23 protein-coding genes are annotated in these 23903 nt (G+C 73.5%); 6 read left to right on the top strand and 17 right to left on the bottom strand.

All coding sequences use genetic code 11. The annotated features are described in order from the left end of the window. The 6 genes from MNY62_RS18935 to cyoE all read right to left on the bottom strand — a co-directional run. On the bottom strand, window positions 1-790 hold a 790-nt coding region (locus MNY62_RS18935; protein WP_242345850.1), incomplete at its 3' end, for an AAA family ATPase. Beyond that, window positions 787-1932 carry an exonuclease SbcCD subunit D gene (locus tag MNY62_RS18930; RefSeq protein WP_242345849.1) on the bottom strand — a complete coding sequence of 382 codons (1146 nt, stop codon included), beginning with the start codon at window positions 1930-1932 and terminating at the stop codon, window positions 787-789. The genes MNY62_RS18935 and MNY62_RS18930, both read right to left, overlap by 4 nt. Window positions 1933-2457: 525 nt before the next feature. Next, window positions 2458-3141 (bottom strand): Ig-like domain-containing protein, encoded by a 684-nt coding sequence (locus tag MNY62_RS18925; protein ID WP_242345847.1) that lies wholly within the window; start codon window positions 3139-3141, stop codon window positions 2458-2460. A gap of 48 nt (window positions 3142-3189) precedes the next feature. Next, the gene (locus MNY62_RS18920; RefSeq protein ID WP_242345845.1) at window positions 3190-3621 is read right to left on the bottom strand and encodes a DUF420 domain-containing protein; all 432 of its coding nucleotides are present in this window, start codon (window positions 3619-3621) and stop codon (window positions 3190-3192) included. After that, on the bottom strand, window positions 3618-5627 hold the full coding sequence (gene ccmA, locus MNY62_RS18915) for a heme ABC exporter ATP-binding protein CcmA (RefSeq protein ID WP_279426704.1): 2010 nt from the start codon (window positions 5625-5627) through the stop codon (window positions 3618-3620). Before ccmA ends, MNY62_RS18920 begins: the two co-directional genes overlap by 4 nt. Window positions 5628-5634: 7 nt before the next feature. After that, window positions 5635-6525, bottom strand: a complete 891-nt coding sequence (gene cyoE / locus MNY62_RS18910; protein ID WP_242345841.1) for a heme o synthase — start codon at window positions 6523-6525, stop codon at window positions 5635-5637. Between the two features lie 190 nt (window positions 6526-6715). Here cyoE and MNY62_RS18905 point away from each other — a divergent pair, with 190 nt between their 5' ends. Continuing rightward, complete coding sequence (locus tag MNY62_RS18905) at window positions 6716-7399, top strand: cupredoxin domain-containing protein (RefSeq protein WP_242345840.1); 684 nt, start codon at window positions 6716-6718, stop codon at window positions 7397-7399. 62 nt (window positions 7400-7461) lie between these two features. Here MNY62_RS18905 and MNY62_RS18900 read toward each other — a convergent pair whose 3' ends face one another. After that, window positions 7462-7746, bottom strand: a complete 285-nt coding sequence (locus MNY62_RS18900) for a TIGR02300 family protein (protein ID WP_242345838.1) — start codon at window positions 7744-7746, stop codon at window positions 7462-7464. Window positions 7747-7871: 125 nt separating this feature from the next. On the opposite strand from MNY62_RS18900, the gene ttcA reads away from it, so the two are divergent. From ttcA to MNY62_RS18880, 4 genes are read left to right on the top strand one after another with little or no spacing between them, the layout of a single operon-like run. Further along, window positions 7872-8756: a tRNA 2-thiocytidine(32) synthetase TtcA gene (gene ttcA, locus MNY62_RS18895; RefSeq protein ID WP_242345836.1), complete on the top strand. Its 885-nt coding sequence runs from the start codon at window positions 7872-7874 to the stop codon at window positions 8754-8756. After that, a complete protein-coding gene (gene deoC, locus MNY62_RS18890) occupies window positions 8753-9433 on the top strand; it encodes a deoxyribose-phosphate aldolase (RefSeq protein WP_242345834.1) in 681 nt (226 codons plus the stop codon). Before ttcA ends, deoC begins: the two co-directional genes overlap by 4 nt. Window positions 9434-9468: 35 nt before the next feature. Further along, window positions 9469-10638, top strand: coding sequence for a phosphopentomutase (locus tag MNY62_RS18885; protein ID WP_242345832.1), 1170 nt, complete (start codon window positions 9469-9471; stop codon window positions 10636-10638). After that, window positions 10635-11579, top strand: a complete 945-nt coding sequence (locus tag MNY62_RS18880) for a hypothetical protein (RefSeq protein WP_242345831.1) — start codon at window positions 10635-10637, stop codon at window positions 11577-11579. Before MNY62_RS18885 ends, MNY62_RS18880 begins: the two co-directional genes overlap by 4 nt. Window positions 11580-11811: 232 nt before the next feature. Here the strand turns inward: MNY62_RS18880 and MNY62_RS18875 are convergent, their stop codons facing one another. The 10 genes from MNY62_RS18875 to MNY62_RS18830 form a co-directional block, all read right to left on the bottom strand. Beyond that, window positions 11812-13188 carry a multiheme c-type cytochrome gene (locus tag MNY62_RS18875; protein WP_242345829.1) on the bottom strand — a complete coding sequence of 459 codons (1377 nt, stop codon included), beginning with the start codon at window positions 13186-13188 and terminating at the stop codon, window positions 11812-11814. Window positions 13189-13378: 190 nt separating this feature from the next. Beyond that, window positions 13379-13786, bottom strand: coding sequence for a hypothetical protein (locus tag MNY62_RS18870; protein WP_242345827.1), 408 nt, complete (start codon window positions 13784-13786; stop codon window positions 13379-13381). Window positions 13787-13904: 118 nt separating this feature from the next. Continuing rightward, on the bottom strand, window positions 13905-15368 hold the full coding sequence (locus MNY62_RS18865; protein WP_242345825.1) for an ammonia-forming cytochrome c nitrite reductase subunit c552: 1464 nt from the start codon (window positions 15366-15368) through the stop codon (window positions 13905-13907). Between the two features lie 32 nt (window positions 15369-15400). Further along, on the bottom strand, window positions 15401-15853 hold the full coding sequence (nrfH, locus tag MNY62_RS18860) for a cytochrome c nitrite reductase small subunit (RefSeq protein WP_242345823.1): 453 nt from the start codon (window positions 15851-15853) through the stop codon (window positions 15401-15403). 285 nt (window positions 15854-16138) lie between these two features. After that, a complete protein-coding gene (locus MNY62_RS18855) occupies window positions 16139-16531 on the bottom strand; it encodes a hypothetical protein (RefSeq protein WP_242345822.1) in 393 nt (130 codons plus the stop codon). Further along, the gene (locus MNY62_RS18850; protein ID WP_242345820.1) at window positions 16524-17048 is read right to left on the bottom strand and encodes an ATP-binding protein; all 525 of its coding nucleotides are present in this window, start codon (window positions 17046-17048) and stop codon (window positions 16524-16526) included. Before MNY62_RS18850 ends, MNY62_RS18855 begins: the two co-directional genes overlap by 8 nt. Next, a complete protein-coding gene (locus MNY62_RS18845) occupies window positions 17041-18945 on the bottom strand; it encodes a PP2C family protein-serine/threonine phosphatase (protein ID WP_242345818.1) in 1905 nt (634 codons plus the stop codon). The genes MNY62_RS18850 and MNY62_RS18845 overlap by 8 nt, the downstream gene beginning before the upstream one ends. A 12-nt stretch (window positions 18946-18957) precedes the next feature. Beyond that, on the bottom strand, window positions 18958-19290 hold the full coding sequence (locus MNY62_RS18840; protein WP_242345817.1) for a hypothetical protein: 333 nt from the start codon (window positions 19288-19290) through the stop codon (window positions 18958-18960). Beyond that, complete coding sequence (locus MNY62_RS18835; protein ID WP_242345815.1) at window positions 19290-20468, bottom strand: hypothetical protein; 1179 nt, start codon at window positions 20466-20468, stop codon at window positions 19290-19292. The genes MNY62_RS18840 and MNY62_RS18835 overlap by 1 nt, the downstream gene beginning before the upstream one ends. Continuing rightward, complete coding sequence (locus tag MNY62_RS18830; protein WP_242345813.1) at window positions 20461-20910, bottom strand: hypothetical protein; 450 nt, start codon at window positions 20908-20910, stop codon at window positions 20461-20463. The genes MNY62_RS18835 and MNY62_RS18830 overlap by 8 nt, the downstream gene beginning before the upstream one ends. 406 nt (window positions 20911-21316) lie before the next feature. Between MNY62_RS18830 and MNY62_RS18825 the strand changes: the two genes are divergently transcribed. Then, window positions 21317-23842 (top strand): OmcA/MtrC family decaheme c-type cytochrome, encoded by a 2526-nt coding sequence (locus MNY62_RS18825; RefSeq protein WP_242345812.1) that lies wholly within the window; start codon window positions 21317-21319, stop codon window positions 23840-23842. Window positions 23843-23903: the final 61 nt, after the last annotated feature.

The raw sequence follows: 23903 nt of genomic DNA, 5'->3' as shown, positions 1-23903 counted from the left end.
GCGCCTCGAACCGGGCCGCGAGCTGCCGGCCGGCGTCGAGCGCGGCGAGCGCCGCCGTGTCCTCGGCGGCCCGCAGCGAGGCGAGCTCGCGCGCCTCCGCGAGCCGGCGCTCGAGCTCCCCGCCCCCATCGGCGAGCGCGCCCGGCGCGGCCCCGCCGAGCGCCTCCTCCCGCCGCTCCGCGAGCCGCCGCGCCTCCGCCTCGAGCTCGTTCTTCTTGCGGACGAGCAGCTCCTCGACGTCCTTGTAGACGCCGGTCCCGAAGAGCTGCTGGAGGAGCTCCTCCCGCTCCCGGGCGTCCGCGCAGAGGAGCCGCTTGAAGTCGCCCTGCGGCAGCAGCACGACGCGCGTGAACTGCTCGGCGCCCATGCCGAGGAGCTCCGTCACCTTCTCTGTCACCGTGGTCGGCTTCGTCGCGAGCGGCGCGTCGGCGCCCTCGCGCCAGAGGCTCGCGGTGGGCGCCTCCTCGAGGGTCCCCTCCCCGCGCTTCTTCGGGCGCTGCCACGCCGCCGTGCGCTCGGCGCGGTACACCGCGTCCCCGAGCCGGAAGCGGAAGGCCACCTTCGGCGGAGCGCCCTCCAGGGCCCGGTCGGCGCGGAGCCGGCCGGTGCCGCGCGTCCCCGGGACCTCGCCGTAGAGCGCGAAGGTCATCGCGTCGAAGAGCGTCGTCTTCCCCGCGCCGGTCGGCCCGTGGATGAGGAAGAGATCGGCGCCTCCTAGCGCGCCGAAGTCCACCTTCTGCGCCCGGGCGTAAGGCCCGAACGCCTGGAGCTCGAGGGTGAGCGGTCTCACGCCGCCCGTTCCTTGCGCGCGATCTCCGCGAGCGCGCCCGCGAAGACCTCCCGGTGCTCGGGGCCGGGCGTGGCGCCGGCCACCGTCTCGAAGAACGCCTCGAACAGCCGGAGATCGTCTCCCCCGGCCCCCTCCACGCGCGCCGCGAACGTCCCCTCGCCTCCGCCGGCGAGGTCCTCGCGCAGGACGTTCAGCACGTGCGCGAAGCGCGCCTGTAGCCGGTGCTTCGCGTCGAAGACGTAGCCCTCGTCACGGAGCGTCACCTCGACGAGCGCGCGCTCGAACGGCGCCAGCTCCGGGCGGCGCAGGAGCTCCTCGAGCGTGCCCGAGAGGCGGACGACGTCGCGCCGGGCGCCGAGCGGGACGATCTCGACCCGCGTCGCGCCGCGCTCGACCTCGGCGAGGACGACGCCCTTCACGTGGTCCGCCTCGCCGAACGAGTACTTGAGGAGCGAACCGGAGTAGCGGACCCGGGGCGCGACCTCCTGCGGCGCGTGCAGGTGCCCGAGCGCGACGTAGTCGAAGCCACCGAGCGACGAGGCGGGGACGCAGCCGGAGCCGCCGACCGCGAGGGGCCGCTCGCTGTCGGGAGTCTCGGAGGCGCCCTGGACGAACGCGTGCGCGACGAGCACCGTCGGGAGCGCGCGCGTCGCGGCGTCGGCTCGGACGCGCGCCATCACGCGCTCCGTCGCGGCCGCGTGGCCGCGCAGCTCCTCGTCGCCCTCGGCGCCGCGGACGACCTCGGGATCGAGGTAGGGCACCGGATACAGGAAGCCCTTGCCAGGAATCTCCACCGGCTCGGCCGCGCGGGAGATCGCGCCGCGCAGGTGGACGCCCCGCGCCTCGAGGAGCCGTGCACCGAACGACAGCCGCTCGGCAGAGTCGTGGTTCCCGGCGATGGCGAGGAGCGGCACCCCGAGCGCCGCGACGCGGTTCAGGAGATCGTCGAGGAGAGAGACCGCCTCCGCCGAGGGGACCGCCCGGTCGAAGACGTCGCCCGCCACGACGAGGGCGTCCGGCCTCGTGTCGCGGAGGAGCTCGCAGAGCCGATCGAGCGCCCAGGCCTGGTCGTCGAGCAGCGACTCCTCGTGGAGCGCGCGGCCCAGGTGCCAGTCGGAGGTGTGCAGGATCCGGAGCGCCACACCAACAGCGTACACGCGGGGCTGACATCGAATCCGCAAGGGAGCTCTCCGGCGGGACTCACGCAAGGTCGAGGCCGGGTCGGGGGTCGGGCTAGGTCGGGGTCGGATGAAGGTCGAGGTCGGGGTCGGGGTCGGGGTCGAGGTCGCGTCGAGGCGGAAGCGAGCATCCGGCATTCCCGCGTTCGAGGTCACGGTGGCGCGCCGCCTGGACGGGACCTCACGTCCTCGGCGGGCCACGATGGACGGGGACAAGGTACGGGGGGCGGTGCCGTCCGCCAGACGCCGCCGGCAACGCGGGGCTGCGGGCGGGAGCTGCGCATGGGCGAGGTGACCGTGGCCAACCGCGTTGCATTGCGGTCCGTGGGTCGGGGCGGTGCCTACCGAGTCCAGTGGCCCGCCTGCGGGCGCGAGGTCCCGCCACGTAGGGCGGCGCGCTGCGGGCGGGGGAGGTGGAGGGCTCGGCGTCGGTCGTTGCGGTCGGGGTCGAGGGTCGAGGGTCGCAGCGGGTCGCGACGGATCGCCCCCTCACTTCCCCTTCTTCTTCGCCTCTTCCGCCTCCCGCTGCCGGACCTCCCGCTCGATCGCGTCCATCGGGTTCCCGGTCACGCGCTTCGGCTTCCCCTCCGCGGTGCGCGCGTCCACCACCTTCACCGGGATCTCGGCGCGGGCGCCCTCGATCTCGACGATCGCGTTCGAGGCGCCGGCGCTCACTCCCCAGAGCTGGCCGCGGCCGTCGCCGCGGCAGACGCCCTCGTCGGCGCAGCGGGTATAGGCGACGCGTCCGAGCACCGGCGCGCCGGCGTCGTCGAACGCCTCGACCTGCAGGGCCACGGGCCGCGGCTCGTCCTCGATGCGGAGCTCCACCGAGGCGGGCTTCACCGAGATGCGCGACACCACCCGGACCGTCACGGGGACCTCGGCGCTCGCTTCGCCGATGGCGCAGCGGATCGTCGCGCTCCCCGGTCCGGCCGCCGTGACGGTCGCGTCGTTGGCGGGGCCGGTGACGGTCGCCACCTTCTCGTCGGACGACGACCAGCGGCAGGTCTCCTTCGGCACGGGCTTTCCGTCGCGCAGGCGCGGCGTCGCGTGCACGGCCGCGGTCTGGCCGCGGAGGCCGAAGCGGAGCGAGGCGGGCTCCACGTCGATGCGGGCGGGCCTCTCGCAGGCGGCGAGGAGGAGCGGGAGGGCGAGCAGGGAGCGGGGGCGCATGGCGCGATGCTAGCGCAGCGCGCCCCCCGCGGTGAGCCCGTTCCTGCCTCAGCCGGCCCGCGGCGCCAGGTGGTAGAGCATCACGTACACCACCACCCCGGTCACCGACACGTACATCCAGATGGGCAGGGTCGCCCGCGCGATCCGGCGGTGGTCCGGGAAGCGCGCGCGCAGGCCGAGGAACAGCGTGCGCAGGACGAGCGGCGCCGCGAGGGCCGCGAGGATCGTGTGGCTCGTGAGCACCGCGAGGTACGCCGCGCGGAGGGGGCCCTCGCCGGGGAACCGGTGCGTGCCCGTGAGCGCGATGCGAGTGAGGTATCCGACGAGGAACAGCGCGGACGCGCCGCAGGCGGAGAGCATGAGCGCCCGGTGGCGCTCCCGGTGGCCCCGGCGGATGGCGACGAAGCCGAGGAGGAGGAGGACGAACGCGAGGCCGTTCAGGGTCGCGTTCACGCTGGGGAGAACTTCGCCGAGGCTCATGACCGCGGGGACCTCCGGGTGGCGAGGGCGCCGAGCGCGAGCGCGACGGCGGCGAACAGCGCGCAGACCGCGAGGTCGCGCGCGGCGGACCCGGCGAGCGCGCCCGGCGCCGCAGGGCCGCCGAGGGCGCGGCGCGCGGCGGACACGGCGTAGGCGACCGGGTTCGCGTGCATCACCGCGGCGAGCGCGCCCGCGCCCGAGGGGGCAGGGAACATCGCGCCGGACACGACCCAGAGCGGCACGAGCAGCGTCATCTGGATCGCGTGGTAGCCCTGGACGTTGTCGATGCCCCAGGCGACGGCGAAGCCCAGCGCGGCGAGCGCGATGGCGGCGAGCGCGAGCGCTCCGAGGAGCAGCGGCCAGTGGACGCTCGCGTACGGGAAGCCGGCGAGGGGCGCGAGCGCGAGGAAGAGCGCGGCCTGCGTGAGCGCGACCGCGGCCGAGCCGAGGGTCTTTCCCACGACGAGCGCGCCGCGCGAGCCGGGCGCGGCGAGCACCGATTGGAGGAAGCCGCGGTGGCGATCCTCGATCACCGAGGCGGTCGTGAAGATCGACGCGAACAGCACGACCATGAGGACGACGCCCGGGAAGAAGTAGGCGAGGTACGGCACGCTCGAGCCCGGCATCCGGAACGTGTCGCCGAAGCCGGAGCCGATCACGAGCCAGAAGATCACCGGCTGCCCGAGCGCCCCCACGAGCCGCGACGGCTGGCGGAAGAAGCGGACGAGATCGCGCCGGGCGAGGACGGCGATGGTGGCGAGATCGAAGGCGAGGGCGCGCGAGAGGGGGAGTCGGGGCGCGCGAGAGGTCGAGGTCGGGGTCGGGGTCGGGGTCGGGGTCGGGGTCGGGGTCGGGGTCGGGGTCGGGGTCGCGGTCGGGGTCGGGGTCGGGGTCGGGGTCGGGGTCGCGGTCGGGGTCGCGGTCGGGGTCGCGGTCGAGGTCGCGGTCGGGGTCGCGGTCGCGGTCGGGGTCGCGGTCGGAATCGGTCTCGGAACCGCGTGCACCGGCTTCCCCTTCGCTGGCGGCCTCGCCTCGTCCTCCTCTCCCGCGGGCTGCTCCTCGAGCGCCTCTCCCGTGATCGCGAGGTACGCGTCCGCGAGCGTCGGGCGCCGGATCGAGACGCTGCGCAGCCTCCCCGCAGGGAACGCCTCCACGATGCGCGGCACGAGCTGGTGAGCCGCCTCGCGCTCGACGTGGACGCCGTCGGAGCGGACGCGCCCGCGGAGCCCGAGGCGGCGGCCGATCTCGGCGGCGACCGCCTCCGGATCGTCCGCCTCGACGACCACGACGTCCCCCGGGACGCGAGCGCGGAGCGCCTCGGGCGTGTCGCACGCCACGATCTCGCCGCGCGCGAGCACGGCGAGCCGGTCGCAGCGCTCGGCCTCGTCCGGACGGTGCGTCGTGAGCACCACGGTCGTCCCGGCCTCGCGGCGGAGCGCGGCGACCCGCGCCCAGAACGCCCGGAAGGCGGCCGCGTCGAGCCCGGTCGTCGGCTCGTCCATGACGAGCAGCGGCGGCGCGTGGATGCGGGCGCGGGCGAGCTCGAGCCGGCGGCGCATCCCGCCGGAGAGCCGATCGACGGGCTCGCGGGCGCGATCCGCGAGCCCGGCTTCCTCGAGCAGGGTGGCGACGCGCGAGCGCACCTCGCGCCGCGGGACGCGGTGGAGCGCCGCGCCGAGCCGGAGGTTCTCCTCCGCGGTGAGCTTCCCGTCGAGACCGGGGTCCTGGAACACGATCCCGGCCGCGGCCCGAAGGCTGCGCGCGCCGGGCGCGATCTCGCGTCCGTCGAGCAGGAACCGCCCCGCGTCCGGGCGGAGCAGTCCGGCGAGGATGGCGAACAGCGTGGACTTCCCCGCGCCGTTGGGGCCGAGCAGCCCGAAGATCTCGCCCGGACGGACCTCGAGCGAGACGCCGCGCAGGACCTCGCGGTCGCCGCGCCGGACGGCCACCCCCTGAATCGCGAGGCGGGCGAGGGGAGTGGCCGGGCGGGCGGCGGGCGCGCGCATTCGCGGCCTAGCGCGCGCCGAGGAAGAGCGCGACGAAGAGGAGCGTGAGGTAGAGGATCGTGGCGAGGAAGAAGTTCCGCGCCCAGCGGCCCCCCTCGCGACCGATGCCCGCGAGCGCGTACGCGGCCAGCGCGAGGCCGAGCAGCCCGGCGACGGCGCCGTACATCCGCCCCGCCACGTGGAGCGGCACGAGCGCGAGCGACACCGGCACGAGCACGACCGACGTCGCCGCGATCCATCCGCGCGTCGCCCGCTCGCCGTGCACGATGGAGAAGACGCGCAGGCCGCCGCGGGCGTAGTCCTCGCGCAGGTAGAGCGACACGGCGAGGAAGTGCGGGAGCTGCCAGGCGAAGAGCAGCGCGAACAGGGCGAGGCCGCCCGAGTCGAGCGTTCCCGTGACGGCCGTCCAGCCCATGAGCGGAGGGATCGCGCCCGGGACGGCGCCGACGAGGAGCGCGAGCGTCGAGCGCTGCTTCATCGGCGTGTAGATCACGACGTAGGTGACGATCGCCACGAACGCGAGCGCCGCGGTGAGCGGGTTCGCGACGAGCGCGAGCACGGGTAGCGCGAACACCGGGACCATGATCCCGAGCCCGAGCGCGGTGAACGGGTCGATGCGCCCCGCGGGGAGCGGCCGGTCGCGGGTGCGCCGCATGCGCGCGTCGATGTCGCGCTCCATCCAGCAATTGAGCGCGTTCGCGGCGCCCACGACGGCGGCGGTCGCGAGGACGGTCAGGATCGCGCGGGCCGCGCCGATGTCGCCCGGCGCGAGCGCGAGCCCGCCGGTGCTGGTGAGGATGACGAGCCCGGAGAGGCGGGGCTTCGCGAGGAGGAGGACGTCCTTCGCGTACTGCAGGGGGGAGGAGCGCGCGCGGGCAGGGGCGGTGGCGATCGTCACGGAGGTCCCGGTTGGCCTGCGGGAGTGCAGGCGAGTGGGACCTAGCGACGGCTCGCCCGGGGGTCAACGTCGCGTTCGGGGTCCGGCTGCGGTGCGGGACTCCTCCCGACGCGGGGCCCGACGCGCACGTTGCCGCCGTGCTCCGGCGGGACTATTCGCTTCCGTTGCACCTTCGCCCGGGATCCCCAAGATGCGTGCTCGCCGTCCGCTCCCCGTCGCCGCGACCCTCCTCCTCGCCGCCGTCCTCGTCGCGCCCGCGCGCGCCCGAGGAGACGACGTCCGCGGCCAGGTCCGCTATCAGGGGACGCCCCCAGCGCGTCCCCCGCAGCCCGTCACCAAGGATCGCGCCGCCTGTGGCGAGGCCGCGGCCGACGAGTCGGTGCTCGTCTCCAAGGGCGGGCTCGCGAACGTGATCGTGCGGATCGTGGCTCCGGGGGCGAAGGAGGAGCCGCGCGCCGTCACGCTCGACCAGCGCGGCTGCCGGTTCGTCCCGCACGTCCAGGCTGCCCCCGTCGGCTCGACGCTCGCCCTCCTGAACGGGGATCCGATCCTCCACAACGTGCATGGCTGGTCGGGCGTCGCGACCACCTTCAACGTGCCGATGCCCACGCCGGGGCAGCGTGTGGAGCGGACGCTCGCGCGGCCTGGGCCGGTGAAGGTCGGCTGCGACGTGCACGCCTGGATGAGCGCGTGGATCCTCGTCGTGGACACGCCGTACTTCGGCGTGAGCGACGGGGAGGGGCGCTTCGCGATCGCCGGCGTGCCGCCCGGTCGCCACACGGCGATCGCGTGGCACGAGGTGCTGGGGGAGAAGATCGCGACGGTGGTCGTCCCGGCGAGCGGGCCGGCGACGCTGGAGCTCGCCTACCCGTAGCGGCCGGAGCCCGTCGCCGCTCGCGCCGCGGGCGGAGCGAGCGGAACGAGCGGCGCCGGCGCTTACGGCTCGTCCTCGTCCTCGGCGACCTCCTCGTCGGCCTCCGCCTCCTCGACGTCCTCGTCGAGCTCGGTCTCGGTCTCGGCCTCGGCCTCCACCGGCTCAGGCGCGACCGGACGGGCGGCCGCCCGCTGGCGCCGCTCGGAGGGGGCAGGCGACTTCAAGGCCGGGCTCTGACGCTGGTCCGCCCCGCACTTCGGGCAGATCGGCTCCGCCTTCTTGAGGTCGTAGAACTTCGTGCCGCACTTGAAGCAGATGTGCTTATTGCCCAGGTCCTTCGCAGGCATGCTCCCCTCGTTTTTTCCTGTCGGAACCCGCGCCTTTATCGCAGGGCCGACGGTGGCGTCAAACGAAAATCTCCGGTGGCCCCGGCGTGCGCGGGCCGTCGCATCGCTGCTATAGAGTCCGCCCGATGCACGACCTGTCGAAGCTCGAGAAGAGGCTCCTGCGCGCGGTCGCCGAGGCGATCCGCGACTTCGAGCTCATCGAGGACGGCGACAAGATCATGGTCGCCGTCTCCGGCGGCAAGGACTCGTACACCTTGCTGCACCTGCTCATGCGGATGCGCGAGCGCGCGCCGATCGACTTCGAGCTCGTGGCGGTGAACCTCGACCAAGGACAGCCGGGATACCCCGCCGAGATCGTCGAGCGCCACTTCCAGTCCGTGGGCGTCCCCTACCGGATGCTGCACCGCGACACCTACTCGGTCGTCCGCCGGCTCGTCCCGGAGGGGAAGACCACCTGCCCGGTCTGCTCGCGGCTGCGCCGCGGCGTCCTCTACAACGCCGCCGCCGAGATGGGCTGCACCAAGATCGCGCTCGGCCACCACCGCGACGACCTCATCGAGACCCTCCTCCTGAGCGCGCTCTACTCGGGCGCGCTGAAGAGCATGCCCCCGAAGCTCCGCTCCGACGATGGGAGGAACGTGGTCATCCGCCCGCTCTCGTACGCCGCCGAGGAGGACATCGTGGCGTTCTCCGCGGCGATGCAGTTCCCCATCGTCCCTTGCGACCTTTGCGGCTCGCAGCCGAACCTGCGCCGCAAGCGGGTGAAGGCGCTCATCGCGGAGCTCTCCGCCGAGCACCGCGCCGTGAAGGGCAACCTCCTCCACGCCCTCAAGCGCGTGGTCCCGTCGCACCTCCTCGATCGCGACCTGCAGCGGAGGGTCGCGGCGACGACCGGCAAGGATCCGTGGCTCGACGCGGAGGAGGACGAGGACGGCGGCTGCGGGGAGGCCGAGGCGGAAGGCGAGGCGAGCGGGCTCGTGAAGCTCTCCGGCGCGGGCGAGGACCGATGAGGACCGTCGACCCGGCGACGATCCGGACGCCGCGCGACCTCGCGCCGTACCTGGACCACACCCTCCTCGCCCCCACCGCGAGCGAGGCCGACGTCGCGCGCGTCTGCGCGGAGGCGCGGGCGTACGGCTTCGCCGGCGTCTGCGTGCGCGCGGAGCACGTCCCGCAGGTCCGGCTCTTGCTCGCCGACACGGCGGTCCAGCCCATCGCGGTCGCCGACTTTCCGCGCGGCGAGGGGACGCCCGCGGCCCGGGCGGCGGAGGCCGCTGCTGCGGCCGCGGCCGGAGCCGAGGAGATCGACGTCGTGCTCCCGCTGCCGGCGGTGCTCGCCGGGCGGTACGAGGCGGCGCTCGAGGATCTCCGCGGCGTCGTCGCCGCGGCGAGGGTCCCGGTGAAGGTGATCCTCGAGACCTCGAGGCTCACGCGCGACCAGACAGTCGCCGCCGCCGCGCTCGTGCGCTGCGCCGGCGCGGCCTACGTGAAGACCTCCACCGGCTTCGGCGGGGGCGGCGCCACCGTCGAGGACGTCGCCCTCCTGCGCAACGTCGTCGGCGAGGCGCTCGGGGTGAAGGCGTCGGGCGGGGTGCGGACCGCCGCGCAGGCGCTCGCGATGATCCGGGCGGGGGCGAGCCGCATCGGCGCGTCCGCCTGCGTGGACCTCGTGCTCGGCACGTTCTGAGCGTCTCGCCGGCGCCGGGCGGTTAGGATTCGCTCATGGACCGCCGCCGCTTCGTCATCCTGGTCGCCGACAGCGTGGGCTGCGGCGCGCTCCCCGACGCGCGCGCCTACGGCGACGAAGGCTCCGACACGCTCGGGAACACGAGCCGCGCCGTCGGCGGCCTCGCCCTCCCGGTGATGGGCCGGATGGGGCTCGGGCACCTGACCCCCATCCTCGGCGTGCCGCCCGATCCTTCGCCCGTGGCGTTCCACGGCCGCATGGCGGAGCGCTCGAAGGGCAAGGACACCATCACCGGCCACTGGGAGATGATGGGGATCGTCCTCTCCGAGCCGCTCGCGCTCTACCCGCACGGCTTCCCGCCCGAGATCCTGGAGCCGTTCCTGCGGGAGACGGGCGCGCCGGGGGTGCTCGGGAACGTGGTCGCGAGCGGGACGGAGATCATCCAGCGGCTCGGCGAGGAGCACCAGCGGACGGGGAAGCCGATCGTCTACACCTCGGCGGACTCGGTCTTCCAGATCGCTGCGCACGAGGAGACGGTGCCGCTCGAGACGCTCTACGCCTGGTGCCGCACGGCGCGGCGCATCCTCGATCCGTTCAAGGTGGCGCGCGTCATCGCCCGGCCGTTCGTCGGCACCCCCGGGAGCTACGTCCGGACCTACAACCGCAAGGACTTCGCGCTCGCGACCCCCGGGCCGACGGTGCTCGAGAAGCTCGTCGACGCGCGGGTGCCGGTGTTCGGGGTCGGCAAGATCCCGGACATCTTCGACCGCAAGGGCATCACCGACGAGGTGCACACGGCTGGGAACGCCGATGGCCTCGCGAAGACCGAGGCGCTCCTCGATCGCGTGGACCACGGGCTCGTGTTCGTGAACCTCGTCGACTTCGACATGCTGTACGGGCACCGGAACGATCCCGTGGGCTACGCTCGCGCGCTCGAGGAGATGGACCGCGCCCTGCCGCGGATCCTCGGCAAGCTCCACCCGGGCGAGCTCGCGGCGATCACCGCCGACCACGGCTGCGATCCCACGACCCCGTCCACCGACCACTCGCGCGAGCATGTGCCGCTCCTCGTCCACGCGCCGGGGCGGGGCGGCGGCGGGCTCGGTACGCGCGGCTCGTTCGCGGACCTGGGGGCGACCGTCTCCGACTTCTTCGGCGTGCGCCACGAGACGGGGAGGAGCTTCCTCGGGGAGCTCGCGCGATGAGCGCGCCTGGGCAGATGCTCCCGCGCGAGCCGGACGCAGCGGCCGCGCCGCGGCTCGACGGACCGCGCGCCGCGCTGCGCGCGATCGCCTGGTACGCGGCGAACCCGGCCGCCGCTCCCACCGCCTCGCGCCTCGATCGCGCGCTGTACGGGGTCGCGCAGGTGTTCCAGGCGACGCGGCTCGTCGCGACGGACCCGGCGCTCCGGCGCGCGGCGCTCGTGCCGACGGCGATCACGTTCGCGGGCTGCGCGCTCCTCGCGACGCTCGCGACCGCCGCAGCCGACGACCCCGATCCCGCGGGGACCTTCCACGCCTTCCTCGTCACGTTCGTCGGGCTCGCCTCGATGCCACCGACGCTGCTCCAGCGGCTCTGGCTGCGCGTCGCGCTCGAGGCGCGCCGCGCCGTCGGGCTCGCGCCCGGGGAGGACGCCTTCGCCGAGGTCGGCTACCTGCGGCTCGTCGTCGCCGAGAGCGCGAAGGCGCTGCGCCAGGCGCTCGTGGTGTCGATCGGGATCGCGCCGCTCGTGCTCCTCGTGCGGATTCTGCCGTTCGGGACGTTCGAGGCCACCGCGCTCGCGGGCGCGTGGACGTTCTACTGGATCGTGGTGGACGCGCTCGAGCTGCCGATCGAGGTGCTCGTCGGCCCGCGCACCGACGGCCCCTCGCCGTGGTACTCCCGCCTGCTCGGCCGCGCCGCGCGCGCGTCGTGGCTCCTGCGGCCGCTCGGGGCGCTCGCCCGCTTCCTGGACCGCCTGACGCGCCCGTGGCGCGAGGAGGTGGCGTTCACCGACCGCCACCGCTTCGAGACGCTCGGGCTCGGGCTCGCCGTCGGCGCGGTGCTGGCGATCCCGGTCGTCGGGCTGTTCTTCCGATCGATCGCGATCGTCGCGGCGACCGCGCTCGTGGGGAGGGCAGACGGGGGGACGGCGGGGGAGGGGTGAAGGGGCTCGTCGCAGGGTCGAGGTCGGAGACGAAGTTCGGGTCGGCGTCGGGGTCGAGGTCGAGGTCGAGGTCGAGGTCGGGGTCGGGGTCGGGGTCGAGGTCGGGGTCGAGGTCGAGGTCGGGGTCGAGGTCGAGGTCGGGGTCGAGGTCGGGGTCGGATCCAGACGAAGAAGGGGAGGCGCCCTCGCGGACGCCTCCCCCCGAACCTTCACCTCACGCTGCGCCGCTCCGTCACTTCTTCGGCGGCGTGGGCTTCGCCGCCGGTGCGGGCGCCTGGGGCGCGGCCGCCCCGTGCTCGCGCCGGAGCGTCGCCGCCTCCGCCTTGATCTCGACGAGATCGCGCGCCATCTCGCTCCAGCCGTACCAGTTCGCGTAGTCCGGGTTCGCGTGGAACGCGCCCTGGAACGCGCGCATGCGGTGCTCGAGGAACATCACGAAGAGCTTCTGCTCGACGGGCGTCGGCGCGTCGTGGAACGTGAGCAGGTCCGGGAACGGGAACGCGTAGTTCTTCGGCTTCGGCAGGATGCCGTCCTGGTACAGCCCGGCGATGGTGCGGATCGCCTCGGCCATGGCGTGGTCCGCGTCGCGAATCATCCCGTCCGACTGCTGGAGCTGGACCTTCGCGAACTCGCCGGAGTGGCACTGGTTGCAGGTCTTCAGCATCTTCGTGCGCTCCGCCTGCCACGCCTCCTGCGTGAGCCGCGCCACGTCGGCGGCCTTCACGACGTCGAGCCGGCCGGTGGGGTTGCCCGAGGGGTCGAGCACGCCGAGCCCCTGCAGGATCGTGACGCGATCGGCCTTCCACTGCGGGTCATCCTCGGGGAAGGGCAGCCGGACGGCGAGGAAGCCCCACGCGGTGCGGACCTCGTGGTTCCCCTCCTTCATGTGGCAGTCCTGGCAGGTCGGCGCGGCCGAGTACTCGGGGATCGCGCCCGTCTGCCTGAGCGCGTTGCGCACGCCGTGCTTCGAGCCGCTGTACATCTCCCACTGCGGGTGATCGAAGCCCATGTGGCAGGTCTGGCAGGCCTCCGGTCGGCGCGCCTCCGCCTTGGAGAACAGGTGGCGCGTGTGGCACGCGTCGCAGGAGGCGTTCCCGTAGGGACCGGACACCTTGCGCAGCTCCGCCTGCTCCTCGGGGGTCTTGAGCCCGAGCTTGTGGCACCCGCCGCAGCCCTTCAGCCCCTCGCGGATCGCGACCGGCTGGTAGTGGAACGTCGGCATCGCCTTCACCGCCGCCCAGGAGAACGCGTGCTTCCCCTTCTTGAACTGCGCGACCTGGGCGTCGTGGCACTGGCCGCAGGTGTCGGGCGTCGGCATCGTCGCGTTCGCGAAGTCGTCCTTCGTCTTGTGGGCCGAGCCGTGGCAGTCGACGCAGCCGACCTCGACCTTGGAGTGCCGGGACAGCTCCCAGTCCTTCACGATGCTCGGGTTCACCTTCGCGTGGCAGGTGACGCACGCGCCGCTGGCGGCCGGCTTCGCGGCGGCTTTCGGGGCAGCCTTCGTCGGGGCGGGCTTGCCGGCCGGGGCGACCGGTTTCTTCTGCGCGGCCGCCGGGCCGGCGAGGAGCGCGAGTGCCGCGGCGAGCGCGATGCGTGTCGTCAGCTTCATGATGCCTCCAGGGTGAGGGTCGCCGCCGGCGTCGTGACGGCGGGTGCAGCGGGGCGGCGGCGTGCGGATGCTGCCACCGCGGGGGAAGCGGCGCGGATCCTCGCGCGGGGAACCCCAAGTGCCCGGGGCCAGGCGAGCGCCGCCGCTCCGGGCGAGTGGGCCGCGACGCACCGCGGCGCGTGACGGAGCGTCACGGGCGGGCGCCGCCCGATCCGGGATCGCCGGATCCGTCGACCGGGTTCGCGACGTAGGTGGGGAAGACGCCCAGGACGTCCTCGTGCGAGCGCACGAGCCGCTCGGCGAGCGCCTCGAGCGCCGCGCCCTCCGCGCCGGTGAACACGGCCGCGAGGCGGCGGTCGCCGTCGCCGCCCTGGAGCACGAGGCCGGGCTCGTGCAGCAGCCGCGCCGCCACGCGCGGCGCCGCGCCTGGGACCGTCTCGATGACGACCCCGGCGACGACCCCCGCGCGTCCCGGAGGGCCTCGGCGCCCGACGGCTCCGAGCGCCTCGGCGGAGGCGCCGAGCCCTGCGAGGGCGGACGCGGCAGCGGAGGCCTCGAGCAGCTCGCGGCGGGCGAGGGGCGTCTGCGGTCTCGACACGACGGCCTCCGGCGGCTGGGGAGAGACGGGGGCCTCCGGCGGCCGACCCGCCGCCTCGCGGGAGGCTGCGGGCCGGCGCGGCGCGGACAGGGGGACGCGGCCGGAGGCCCCCGCGGCGCTACTTCGTCAGCGCGGCGGGCTGGATGCCGGGCGCCGGGGCCGGCGGCGGCGGCGGTATGGTCACCACCGCCACGGTCGGCTTGAACGACGGATCGCGCAGCGTGAGCTGGCCCTGGCGCGAGGCGTCGATCGACTCGAAGAGCACGCGGGCGGCCTCCTGCGGCGCGTGGAAGCCGGTCGAGTTCTCCGCCTCGACGAAGTCGAAGAGGAACTGCGCGCGCCGCTGGAGGAAGCGCGCCTTCTCGAGCTCGGCGTCGGTCTTGCCGGCCTCCTTCGCCGCCTTGAGGTCGCCGATGAGCGCGACGAGCGCGTCGAACGCCTGCTCGCGGAGCTCCAGATGCTTGTCCTGGATCGCCTCGACCCGCGCCTTGAGCTCCTCCTCCGGCCACTTGTGGCAGCCCTGGCAGGCGCGGTTCAGGTTCAGGACCGGGCTGCGGACCCAGTGGTCCGAGACCTTGGTGCCGCCGACGCGCATGTAGGGCATGTGGCAGTCGGCGCAGGCGACGCCGGAGCGGGCGTGGATGCCCTGGTTCCACATCTCGAACTCGGGGTGCTGCGCCTTGAGCGTCGGCGCGCCGGTCTCCTTGTGCGTCCAGTCGCGGAACCCGACCTCGTCGTAGTACGCCACGATCTGGTCGGCCTTCATGCCCTTCGACCAGGGGAAGGTGAGCCGCTTCTCGGGTCCCTTGAAGTAGTACTCGACGTGGCACTGCCCGCAGACGTAGGCGCGCATCTCCTGGCGCGTCGCCATCGTGTTTGGGTCGTAGTTCTGCACGCCCTGCGAGGCCTTGAACGCGCGGATGCCCTCGATGAAGCCCGGGCGCGTCACCCGGAGCGCCATCGTCTGCGAGTCGTGGCAGTCGATGCAGGAGACGGGGTGCTTGAAGTGCTGCTTCGCCTCCGAGTACGGCATCTTGTTGAGCGCCTCGAAGCCCTTGAAGATGTCGCCGTTCCCGAGCTTCTTCATCGGGACGTAGACGGAGGCGTGGCACTGACCGCAGGTGCCGGGCTGCTTCGCGACCACCTGGCGCTGCGTGAAGATCTGGTCGTCGAGGGTGTAGGCGTGGCCGCGCTCCTCGCGGAAGTCGGCCGCGAAGGCGTAGCCCGCCCACATCGTCTTGAGCCGCGGGTCCGCGTCGGTCTTGGACTGCGACGTCACGGTGCGCGGGTCCTGCGCCGTCGGCGTGTGGGGGATCGCCTCCGAGCCGCCGTGCTTCGTGCGGACCATGTCCGTGGTCCGCTTGTAGAGGTCGTACTCGGCCGGGAAGTTCTTGCCCCACACGGCCGGATCCTCGGTGTCGTCGGTGAGCTCGACCACGCGCACGGTCGGGTTCCTCGCCTCGCTCTTCTTCTCGGCGACGTTCACGAGGAGGGCGGCGGCGAGCACGGCGGCGAGCGCGAAGGCGCCCGCGACGAGGGCGAGGAGGAGCCCGCGCTTCTTAGGGGCGGTTTCGGGGGTCATTGGCGTGTTCTCCTTGAGTGACGTGAGGCGATTCAGCGGAGGTGTCCGACGGAGGCGTGGCAGCGGATGCAGGAGACCTCGCCGCCCGCGGTCATCGCGTCGACCACGGCGGCGTGGCAGTGCCGGCACTGGCCCTCGACGACCTCGCGGCTCCCCGCCCGCGCGCGGATCACGTCGGGGAACCCACCGATCGTGAACGCCATCGAGTGGTGGTAACCGTTCTCGGCCTTGGTCAGGTACTTGCCGACGGGCGCGGCGGGGGTGTGGCAGTCGTTGCAGGTGGCGAAGGCGTGGTGCGACGACTGCTGCCAGGCTTCGTACTGCCCGGACATCACGTGGCAGTTGGCGCACGTGGCCGGGTCGTTGCCGAGGTACGACGTCCCCTTCGCGTACGCGAAGGCGTAGCCGCCGACGCCCGCTGCGACGCCGAGCGTGCCGGCGACGAGGAGGAGGGGCCACGAGAGGAGCGAGCTTCCGATGGGCATGAAGGGCCTCGCGAGCGAGTTGGCCCTTCACATCGCAAGCGGCGCGCCACGCGCGCGGCGCCCGCCCGTCACGGCGTCACGCGGGGTTACGCCACGGCTGGACGGAAGCGCGCACGGCGTTCGGATGGCGCGCCGCAGGCGTTCGGATGCGCCCATCCGACCGGAGCGGCTCGCGGCTCGCGGCGGCGCTCACGGTCACGGTGCGTCGAAACGGCGCGGCCCGCCGCCGGGGAGGCGAGCGGGCCGCGTCGCTGGAGCGCCGCCGGGGGGCGGCGCGCTGCCGCGCTACTCGATCGAGACGCTGTTCACGCCGTAGCAGGAGAGCGCGAGCAGGCTCGTGCGCTGCCACTTGCGGACCGGGTTCGAGAGGAAGTGGAGCGTGTAGCGCTGCGCCTCCGGCAGCGAGGCGATCCGCTCGATCCAGTGGATGAACGCCTTGAAGCCCGAGGAGTTGCAGAACTCGAGCTCGCGCAGGTCCACCCGGATCCGCCTCCGCCCGAGCTTCGCGAGCTCTCCGTGCACCGCGTCGACGAACGGGTTCAGGATCACCGCCGGGTTGACGGTGCTGATCGTGCCGCGGAACACGACGCGTGGACCCTCCACGTCGTTCGCGAGCACGGCGGAGTACTTGTCGTCCGCGACCTGCAGGGGATTCGTCGGGACGGGCAACTCAGGCATGGGCTCCTCCGGGAACCTTCAGGGCCGGCGCACGAAGCGCGCCGGAAGCGTGGACGGTGACGCGGCCACCCGAGCGGCTCAGGGTGAGCTCGAGCTGGCACTCGAAGCGGACGCGCGCGAGGCCCAGGCCGCCGCGCACGGTGGCCGGCGACGTGCTCATCTCGGCGAGGTAGTGCCGGAGCGCGTCGGGCTCGCGGTTCATGCGCGCGATGCGCTCCTTGAGCGACTGGAACTCCGCCTCGGTGCAGCGGTTGGTCACCGCCACCTCGACGCGATCGGCGTCGGGATCCACCTCGAGGACGAGGTCGACCTCCTCGTCGTGCGAGTACGGCACCGCGTTCTGCATGAGCTCGTGCACCGCGAGCGCGAGCTGCGACTCACGGTTCACCGCCACGTCGCAGGCGCAGGCGCAGAACGACTCGACGAAGCGCCGGATCTCGTCGATGAAGACCCAGGGCGGCTTCATCCGCAGCATGAGGTAGATGGGCTGGCGCGGATCGGGCTTCGGCTCAGGCATGGTGCTGGCGCCTCAGGACGACTGCGGTCATGTCGTCCGCCTGCGTGGCGGCGAACGCCTCGACCCTGGAGAAGATCGCGGCGAGCGCCTGGGAGGCGGACGCGGAGCTGACGGACGGCTCGGAGAGCATCTGGGCGAGGCGGTCCTCGCCGAAGAGATCGCCCCGCGCGTCCGGCGCCTCGACGACGCCGTCCGTGATGAGGCAGAGCATCTCCCCGGGGTGGACCTCGAACTCGTACTCGCGCGGCTTGACGCTGGGCCCGAGCCCGCACCACGGGCCGGCGGGCTCGATGACGTCGACCTTGCCGCTCCCGCGGGAGAGGAAGATCGGCTGGTGGGCGCCGGCGGCGACGAAGCGCCCGTCGCCCAGGTGGCGCGCGGCCATGAGCGTCAGGTAGTCGTCGCGCTGCATCCGGCGGCGGACGTTCTCGTGCACGACGCGGTTCACGGCGGCGATGACGTTCTTCGGCGAGCCGCCCGGGTTCTCGGCGATCGCCGCGTAGGCCGCCGCCTGCGCCATCATCATCACCAGCCCGGAGTTGATGCCGTGGCCGGAGACGTCGCCGACGAGCACCCAGAACGTGTCGTCGAACGGGAGCAGGTCGTAGAGGTCGCCGCCGACGTCGTCCGCCGGCTTCATGCGCGCCGCCACCTCGTACCCCGCGAGCGACGGCGCCACGGGGAGGATCGCGGTCTGGATCCGGTGCGCGATCTCCACCTCGCGCCGGAGCGCCTCGGTGCGCTGCAGCTCGTCGCGCGACCGCTCGACCTCGCTCACCATCACGTTGAACGAGTGGACGAGGTGGCCGAGCTCGTCCCTGTAGGTCTCGGGGACGCGCGTCGACAGGTCGCCGCTCGCCACCTGCGTCATGGACTGGGTGATGTCCGTGAGCGGCCGGGATGCCTGGCGGATCGCGCCGATGCTCGCGACGCCGGCGACGGCGAGGACGATCAGGAAGAGGACGCCGAGGATGGCGCGGAGCCAGTACAGCCGGCCGTACGCGTCGGCCTCGTGGACCGCCATGAGCGTGCGCCAGCCGGGGACGCCCGCGTCGGGCGCGGTCCGGACGGAGAGCACCGGCTCGGTGCCGGCGAGCGCGACGCGCTCGAGCGCGCCGGGCGCGGCCGAGGCGGCCTCCGCGAGCGCGCGCACCTTGCGGGCGTCGGCGCTCGGGACGGAGACGACGAGCGTGAGCCCCTCGTCTGCGACGATGGGCTGGTAGAGGCCGTCCTCGCCGGCGATGCCGCCGAGGAGGCGCGAGAGCCCGTGCGGCGAGAGGACGCCCACCACGAGGCCCACGAGGTCGCCCGCGAAGTCCTTCACGGGCGCAGCGACCATCACCCCGAGCGCGCCGCCCTCGGTCGGGTCGAGCCGCGAGAGCGGCGCGGTCCCCGCGGCGACGCCGTCGCCGAGCTCGGCGGAGCCCTCCAGCGCGGCCTTCACCGGCGCGTCACCGAGCACCACGCCGCGCAGGGTCACGACCGGCAGCCCGCGGCGCTCGCCCGCGGCGCCCTCCCGGACGGCCGCGATGACGGCGCCGTCCATGTCGAGGAGCGCCGCGGCGGAGATGGTGCCGCCCTGGTCCTGGATCGTACGGCGGAGGTAGTCCTCGGCGAACTTCGGGTCGCCGGAGTCGATGGTCATCTGCATCGCCTCCGCCTCGGCCCAGTTGCGGATCGCGAGCGCGCGCTCGCGCTGGAATCGGACGACCGCGGCCTGGACCTCCTCGGCGCGGGCGGAGAGGTGCGAGTGGACCGCGTCGACGATCACGGAGCGCGCGACGCGCTCGAACGCGACGGCGGCGATGGCGAGCGCGAGGGCGACGAGGACGAGCGTCGCGACGAGGAGGCGTAAGCGGAGCGAGCTCTTCGTGCGATCGGTGAACCTGGAGAACATGGCGGTCCGGGGCTAGCCCAGGCCCTCCTTCTCGGCGCGGAACTTCAGGAACTCGTAGATGCGCTGCGCCTGCTCCTCGTTGATCCCGGAGTTGGGGCGCCTGAGCATCTTCTTCATGTAGCGCTTCCACTGCTGCGAGCTGAAGTGCGAGTTCACGGCGCGCGCGGCCGGGTGACACTTGTTGCACTTCGAGATGAGCACCTCGTACCGGCGCACCTGCTCCTCCGGATACGACGAGACGTCGATGGTGCCCGGACCGAAGTCGCGCGGGTCGGGAGGCGCCTTCTCCGGCTCGGCCTGCAGCACGAGCCCGAGGACGGCGGCGGCGGCGAACGTGACGGACATCAGAAGGCTCCTCCGAACCCGAGGTGGATGGAGTGGAAGTCCTGGAACGGCGTCGTGCCCGGGGGCGTGCCGATCATCGTCTCGTCACTCCAGTACTCCCACGCGAGCTTCACGTACACCGCCTGCGCCGGCGTCAGGACGAGTCCGGCGGTGTAGCGCACGAGGAGGCTGTCCGGCGTGAGGATGGAGCCGGGGAGCGGTACGCCTTTACGACGGAGCTCGTCGTAGCGGTAGACCATGTCCACGTGCTTGCCGAGCGGGTGCTCGATCTCGCCGTACCACCCTTCCTTGACGACGAAGGGGTCGACGATCGCCCACTTGTAGCCGTTCGCCGAGGTGTCGACGTCGGTGCGCCGCGCCGCGTACTCGCCGCGGAACGTGACCGGGCCGAGCTTCATGGACGCATCCGCTCCGACCGCGGCGTAGTCGAGCTTCGCCGCGCGGTCGTAGCGGCCGCCGGTGGCGGACGCGCCGACGCTCACGTCGCCGAAGAACCCCTTGCCGGAGGAGGCCCAGGTGACGGCGACCCGGGCGCCGCCCGCGGGCTGGTCGTTGTTGTCGGTGTAGTAGACGGTGCGCAGCGACGTGAAGTCGAGGTCGTTCGAGCCGCGCATCCCCGCGACGCCGTAGAGCCCGTACCAGACCTGCAGGCTCTCGCCGAGCCAGGTGATCCCGTACAGCAGGGCGCCGGTGTCGGAGTAGGGCTGGGGGATGACGCCGAGGTTCATCGCGTTCTTCTCGCCGTACGCCATCCGCCCCATGTCGTAGATGAGCGGCGCGGACGCGGTCTTGTGTCCGGACTGATCGACCCGGTTCGCGTATTCACCGAACGGCACCGCGATGCGCCCGACCTGGACGTTGAACCAGGTCTTCGGCGTGTAGTCGAGGTAGGCGTGCTCGAGGTCGATGCCGTGACAGCTGAAGCAGGCCTTGGCGGAGAAGGCCAGGTCGTCGTGGACGTCGACCTGCACCTTCAGCGACGCGTCCGGCGAGATGCTCCGCGGCGTGCGCGCGGCGATGTCGCGCCGCTCGATGCCCCAGTAGTCGACGTAGACGGACCCGGAGACGATCACGTTGTCGCCGCCGGCGCGCGCGGGCCGCGCCCCGGCGAGCAGCGCGGCGGTGAGGGCGAGCGCGGCGGCGGCCGCGATCCGCCGGGGTGCGCTGCGGCTAGTCATTCGGCGCTCCGTTCGCGATCCACGCCTCGATCGCCTGGATGTCGGCCTCGTCGAGCGCGGCGTCGCCGATCGGCATCGGGCTCGCGACCCCGCCGACGTCACCGGCGGTGCCGCGCAGCTTCATGACGAGGTAGCTGCTCGCGGGATCGAAGGGCTCGACGAGGTTCAGAGGTGCCTGCTGCGACTGCACGCCGCGGCCCGCGCCGCCCACGAGCGCGCCGTAGGCGAGATCCTCGTCGAGCGGGGGGTAGGCCGGCGGGGACGTGCCGGCGTGGCAGGAGGCGGTGGCGCAGCGGGGGACGAGGACGTTCTGGGCGAGCGTGGAGAAGTGCTCCGCGGGGCCCGTGGGGACCTGGATCGGCTGCGGCGCGCCGACGCCCGGTGCAGGAGCGCAGGCGGCGAGCGCGACGGCGGCGAGCGCCATGACGACGGGGCGCGTCACGGCCGGCCGCTCTGGGTCCCGCGCGCCCTGAGCCCGACGGAGGACGCACCGCGGCGCCCGGCGGCCCCGAGGGTCCCCGCGCACACGCCACTCTCCAGGATGCGAGGCCGGCCCGCATCGCCTCGGCCGATTCGCATTTCCATCCTCCCCGCCGCGACGGCTCGTCCGCCACGGAGTCGCTCCCCGCCGCGCATCGTACGTGCCGAGATCCTGTGGGTGTCAACTTCGCGGCTGTCGCCTTGACGCGGGGCACGCCGCACCTCCGCGCCGGAGCGCGGCGTGTCGCCGACGCGCGCTCACCTCGCTCGCGTGGCGGCGGTAAGCGGAATGTGCCTCTCGGTTGCTTCGTGATAAGCCACGAGCTCCGAGTCGGGGAGGGCGTCGGCGCGCGCGCCGGGAGGGATCGATGAGTCGCCGGTTCACGAAGAGCGCATTCGCCGCGGCGGTGACGTTCGCGCTCCTCGGCGCGTGCCAGCAGGCGCCGCGTCTCGGTCCGGCAGCCGGTGCGCCCCCGCCCAAGGGGCCGAGGATCGAGATCGCCGCCGCGACGGTGGACGCGGCGCAGCGCGTGGCCGTGACGTTCCGGGCGTCGCGCGACGGCCGCCCGCTGGGCCTCGAGGCCGCGCGCGCGCTCCAGCCGGCGTGGACCCTCGCGTCGCTCGGCAAGGAGCCCGTGACCGGCCTCCCGGCGTGGAGGAGCCTCGTGCTCACCGGGGCGGAGACGCTCGTGAGCCTCCCCGTCGCCGGGCCGGGCACGCCGGACGGTGCGGTGCTGCTCGGCACGCGGCAGCCGGGCGCCGAGACCGAGGGGACGTGGGCGGAGCAGGGCGGGGGCGTGTACACGTACACGTTCGCGACCGTTATCCCCGCCGGCTACGATCCCGCGGAGACGCTGCGCGTCGGCGTGTTCCTGCGCGGCGTCCCCGGGACCGCGCTCACCACCGCGACGATCGACTTCGTGCCGAACCACGGGCCGCTCAGCGGGCGCGAGCTCGTCGTCGACGCCGCCTGCGCGGCGTGCCACGGCACGCTGCGCGCGCACGGCGGCTCCCGCACCGGCACGCGGATCTGCGTCACCTGCCACACCTACCAGCACGCGGACGGGCAGACCGTCGATCCCGCCGCGCGCGCGGACGCGACGCCCGACACGAACCCGAACCCGCTGGAGCTCGGGCGGCTCGTTCATCGGATTCACCGCGGGAAGACCCTGCCGACGCTGTACGTCTCGAGCAGCGCGCTCGCGGCGCCGCAGCCCTACGGCGACGTGAAGCCGCCGCTCCCGTTCCTCACCGGTCGGAACAAGCTCCCCACCGACATGACCCTCGTCGGCCGTCGCTTCGCGGTCGTCGGCGAGCTCTCGCGCGAGCGCGTCTTCGGCGCGATCGCGACCCGGAGCGACAACGGCCAGCCGGCGAAGATGCTCGCGGCGGGGATCACCTTCCCTCGCGACTACCGGAGCTGCGAGGCCTGCCACACCACCGACGCGGCGCAGGTCGCGGCGATCGACACCGAGATCTCCCGGCGGACCTGCCAGGGGTGCCACCCCGACGTCTGGTTCCAGCCGGCGGTCGCGCCCGACCTCGAGGCGAAGCCGCCCGACGTCTTCCACCTGGCTCACCCCGGGGGGCCACAGGCGGACGACTCCCGCTGCAACGAGTGCCACGTCCCGACCACCGCGAACCCGAACGTGCGCGTCCCGATGAAGGAGGCGCACGTTCCGCCGTACCGGCACGCCCGCTACTCGAAGCCCACCGTCGAGATCGTGTCCGTCACGAACCTCACGCCCGGGCTCGCGCCGACCGTGGTGTTCAAGGTGTCGGACCGCAACGGCGCGATCCGCGACCTCGCCAACCCCGCCCCCGCGAGCGACGGGAACGTCCCCGCGAGCAACGTGCCGCGCGCGGTGTCGCGGCTCACGATCTACCTCGCCGGCCCGGCGGCCCCCGATTTCCGCACGCTCGGGACGTCGGTCCTCCCGCTCAGCGAGATCGTCGTCGGAGATCCCGCCGACCCGACGAAGCCCGTCCCGACCTCCGACGCGGAGGGCCGCTTCACCTTCACCTTCCCGGACACGGACAAGATCCCGGAGGGATCGGATGGGACCTGGCTCGTCGGGATCGAGGCGCGGCGCTCGAACCTGCCGGTGGGCGTGACGGGCGCGACGGCGCCGTTCTGGGACGACGCGGCGAAGCGGCTCGTCTGGCCGTACACGGGCGAGACGGTGACCGAGGTCGCGGACAACGCGCTCGCGTGGGTGGACACGTCCACCGGCGCGCTCGGCAGCGGCGCGCCCGCGCCGCGGCGGACGATCGTCGACCTCCAGAAGTGCAACGCCTGCCACCTGCGGCTCTCGTATCACGGCGGGGTCCGGAACCAGACCGCGTACTGCGTCATCTGCCACGCGCCCGACAAGACTGACTGGCGGAGCCGGCCGAAGGACGCGCCCGGGAACACGAACCTCGCCGCCACCTACGACGACGTCGAGGAGCGGAGCCTGCACTTCAAGGTGATCATCCACCGCATCCACACCGGCGGCCGCACCGGCCCCGCGGAGCTCACGAAGCCGCTCGCCTCCTACGGCGGCCCGAAGTTCCGCGACATGGGCGAGTTCCCGAACGATCTCGCCCGCTGCACGCTCTGCCACCTCGAGGGCACCTACCGACTGGAGTCGATCCCCTCGAACGCGGCGGCCACCATCGCGAACGAGACCGGCACGATCCTCCACGCGGCGAGCACCGCCCACTCGCCCGACGAGCCGGCGAAGCCCGCGCTCACCGCCGCGTGCACCGGCTGCCACGGCACGGCCTACTCGGCCTTCCACGTCGCGCGCTACACCTCGGACGGCAAGGAGCAGTGCCTCTCCTGCCACGGCGTGAACGGCGCCCAGGCGGTCGACAAGGTCCACACCCTCCCGCTGCCCGTCCCTCAGTAGCGGCGCGCGGCGGGCCCACCGAAGCGAAGGCCCCGGTCGCCGCGCGGCAACCGGGGCCTTC

The organism is Anaeromyxobacter terrae, assembly GCF_022690685.1.
Lineage (GTDB): Bacteria > Myxococcota > Myxococcia > Myxococcales > Anaeromyxobacteraceae > Anaeromyxobacter > Anaeromyxobacter terrae.
This window is presented reverse-complemented; position numbering and strand designations above follow the sequence as displayed.

Excerpts from the sequence above, each read along its gene's own strand:
- MNY62_RS18925 (WP_242345847.1), bottom strand. The coding sequence starts at position 3,141 with ATGCGCCCCCGCTCCCTGCTCGCCCTCCCGCTCCTCCTCGCCGCCTGC.
- MNY62_RS18920 (WP_242345845.1), bottom strand. The coding sequence starts at position 3,621 with ATGAGCCTCGGCGAAGTTCTCCCCAGCGTGAACGCGACCCTGAACGGC.
- ccmA (WP_279426704.1), bottom strand. The coding sequence starts at position 5,627 with ATGCGCGCGCCCGCCGCCCGCCCGGCCACTCCCCTCGCCCGCCTCGCG.
- MNY62_RS18905 (WP_242345840.1), top strand. The coding sequence starts at position 6,716 with ATGCGTGCTCGCCGTCCGCTCCCCGTCGCCGCGACCCTCCTCCTCGCC.
- MNY62_RS18900 (WP_242345838.1), bottom strand. The coding sequence starts at position 7,746 with ATGCCTGCGAAGGACCTGGGCAATAAGCACATCTGCTTCAAGTGCGGC.
- ttcA (WP_242345836.1), top strand. The coding sequence starts at position 7,872 with ATGCACGACCTGTCGAAGCTCGAGAAGAGGCTCCTGCGCGCGGTCGCC.
- deoC (WP_242345834.1), top strand. The coding sequence starts at position 8,753 with ATGAGGACCGTCGACCCGGCGACGATCCGGACGCCGCGCGACCTCGCG.
- MNY62_RS18885 (WP_242345832.1), top strand. The coding sequence starts at position 9,469 with ATGGACCGCCGCCGCTTCGTCATCCTGGTCGCCGACAGCGTGGGCTGC.
- MNY62_RS18880 (WP_242345831.1), top strand. The coding sequence starts at position 10,635 with ATGAGCGCGCCTGGGCAGATGCTCCCGCGCGAGCCGGACGCAGCGGCC.
- MNY62_RS18875 (WP_242345829.1), bottom strand. The coding sequence starts at position 13,188 with ATGAAGCTGACGACACGCATCGCGCTCGCCGCGGCACTCGCGCTCCTC.
- MNY62_RS18865 (WP_242345825.1), bottom strand. The coding sequence starts at position 15,368 with ATGACCCCCGAAACCGCCCCTAAGAAGCGCGGGCTCCTCCTCGCCCTC.
- nrfH (WP_242345823.1), bottom strand. The coding sequence starts at position 15,853 with ATGCCCATCGGAAGCTCGCTCCTCTCGTGGCCCCTCCTCCTCGTCGCC.
- MNY62_RS18855 (WP_242345822.1), bottom strand. The coding sequence starts at position 16,531 with ATGCCTGAGTTGCCCGTCCCGACGAATCCCCTGCAGGTCGCGGACGAC.
- MNY62_RS18850 (WP_242345820.1), bottom strand. The coding sequence starts at position 17,048 with ATGCCTGAGCCGAAGCCCGATCCGCGCCAGCCCATCTACCTCATGCTG.
- MNY62_RS18845 (WP_242345818.1), bottom strand. The coding sequence starts at position 18,945 with ATGTTCTCCAGGTTCACCGATCGCACGAAGAGCTCGCTCCGCTTACGC.
- MNY62_RS18840 (WP_242345817.1), bottom strand. The coding sequence starts at position 19,290 with ATGTCCGTCACGTTCGCCGCCGCCGCCGTCCTCGGGCTCGTGCTGCAG.
- MNY62_RS18835 (WP_242345815.1), bottom strand. The coding sequence starts at position 20,468 with ATGACTAGCCGCAGCGCACCCCGGCGGATCGCGGCCGCCGCCGCGCTC.
- MNY62_RS18825 (WP_242345812.1), top strand. The coding sequence starts at position 21,317 with ATGAGTCGCCGGTTCACGAAGAGCGCATTCGCCGCGGCGGTGACGTTC.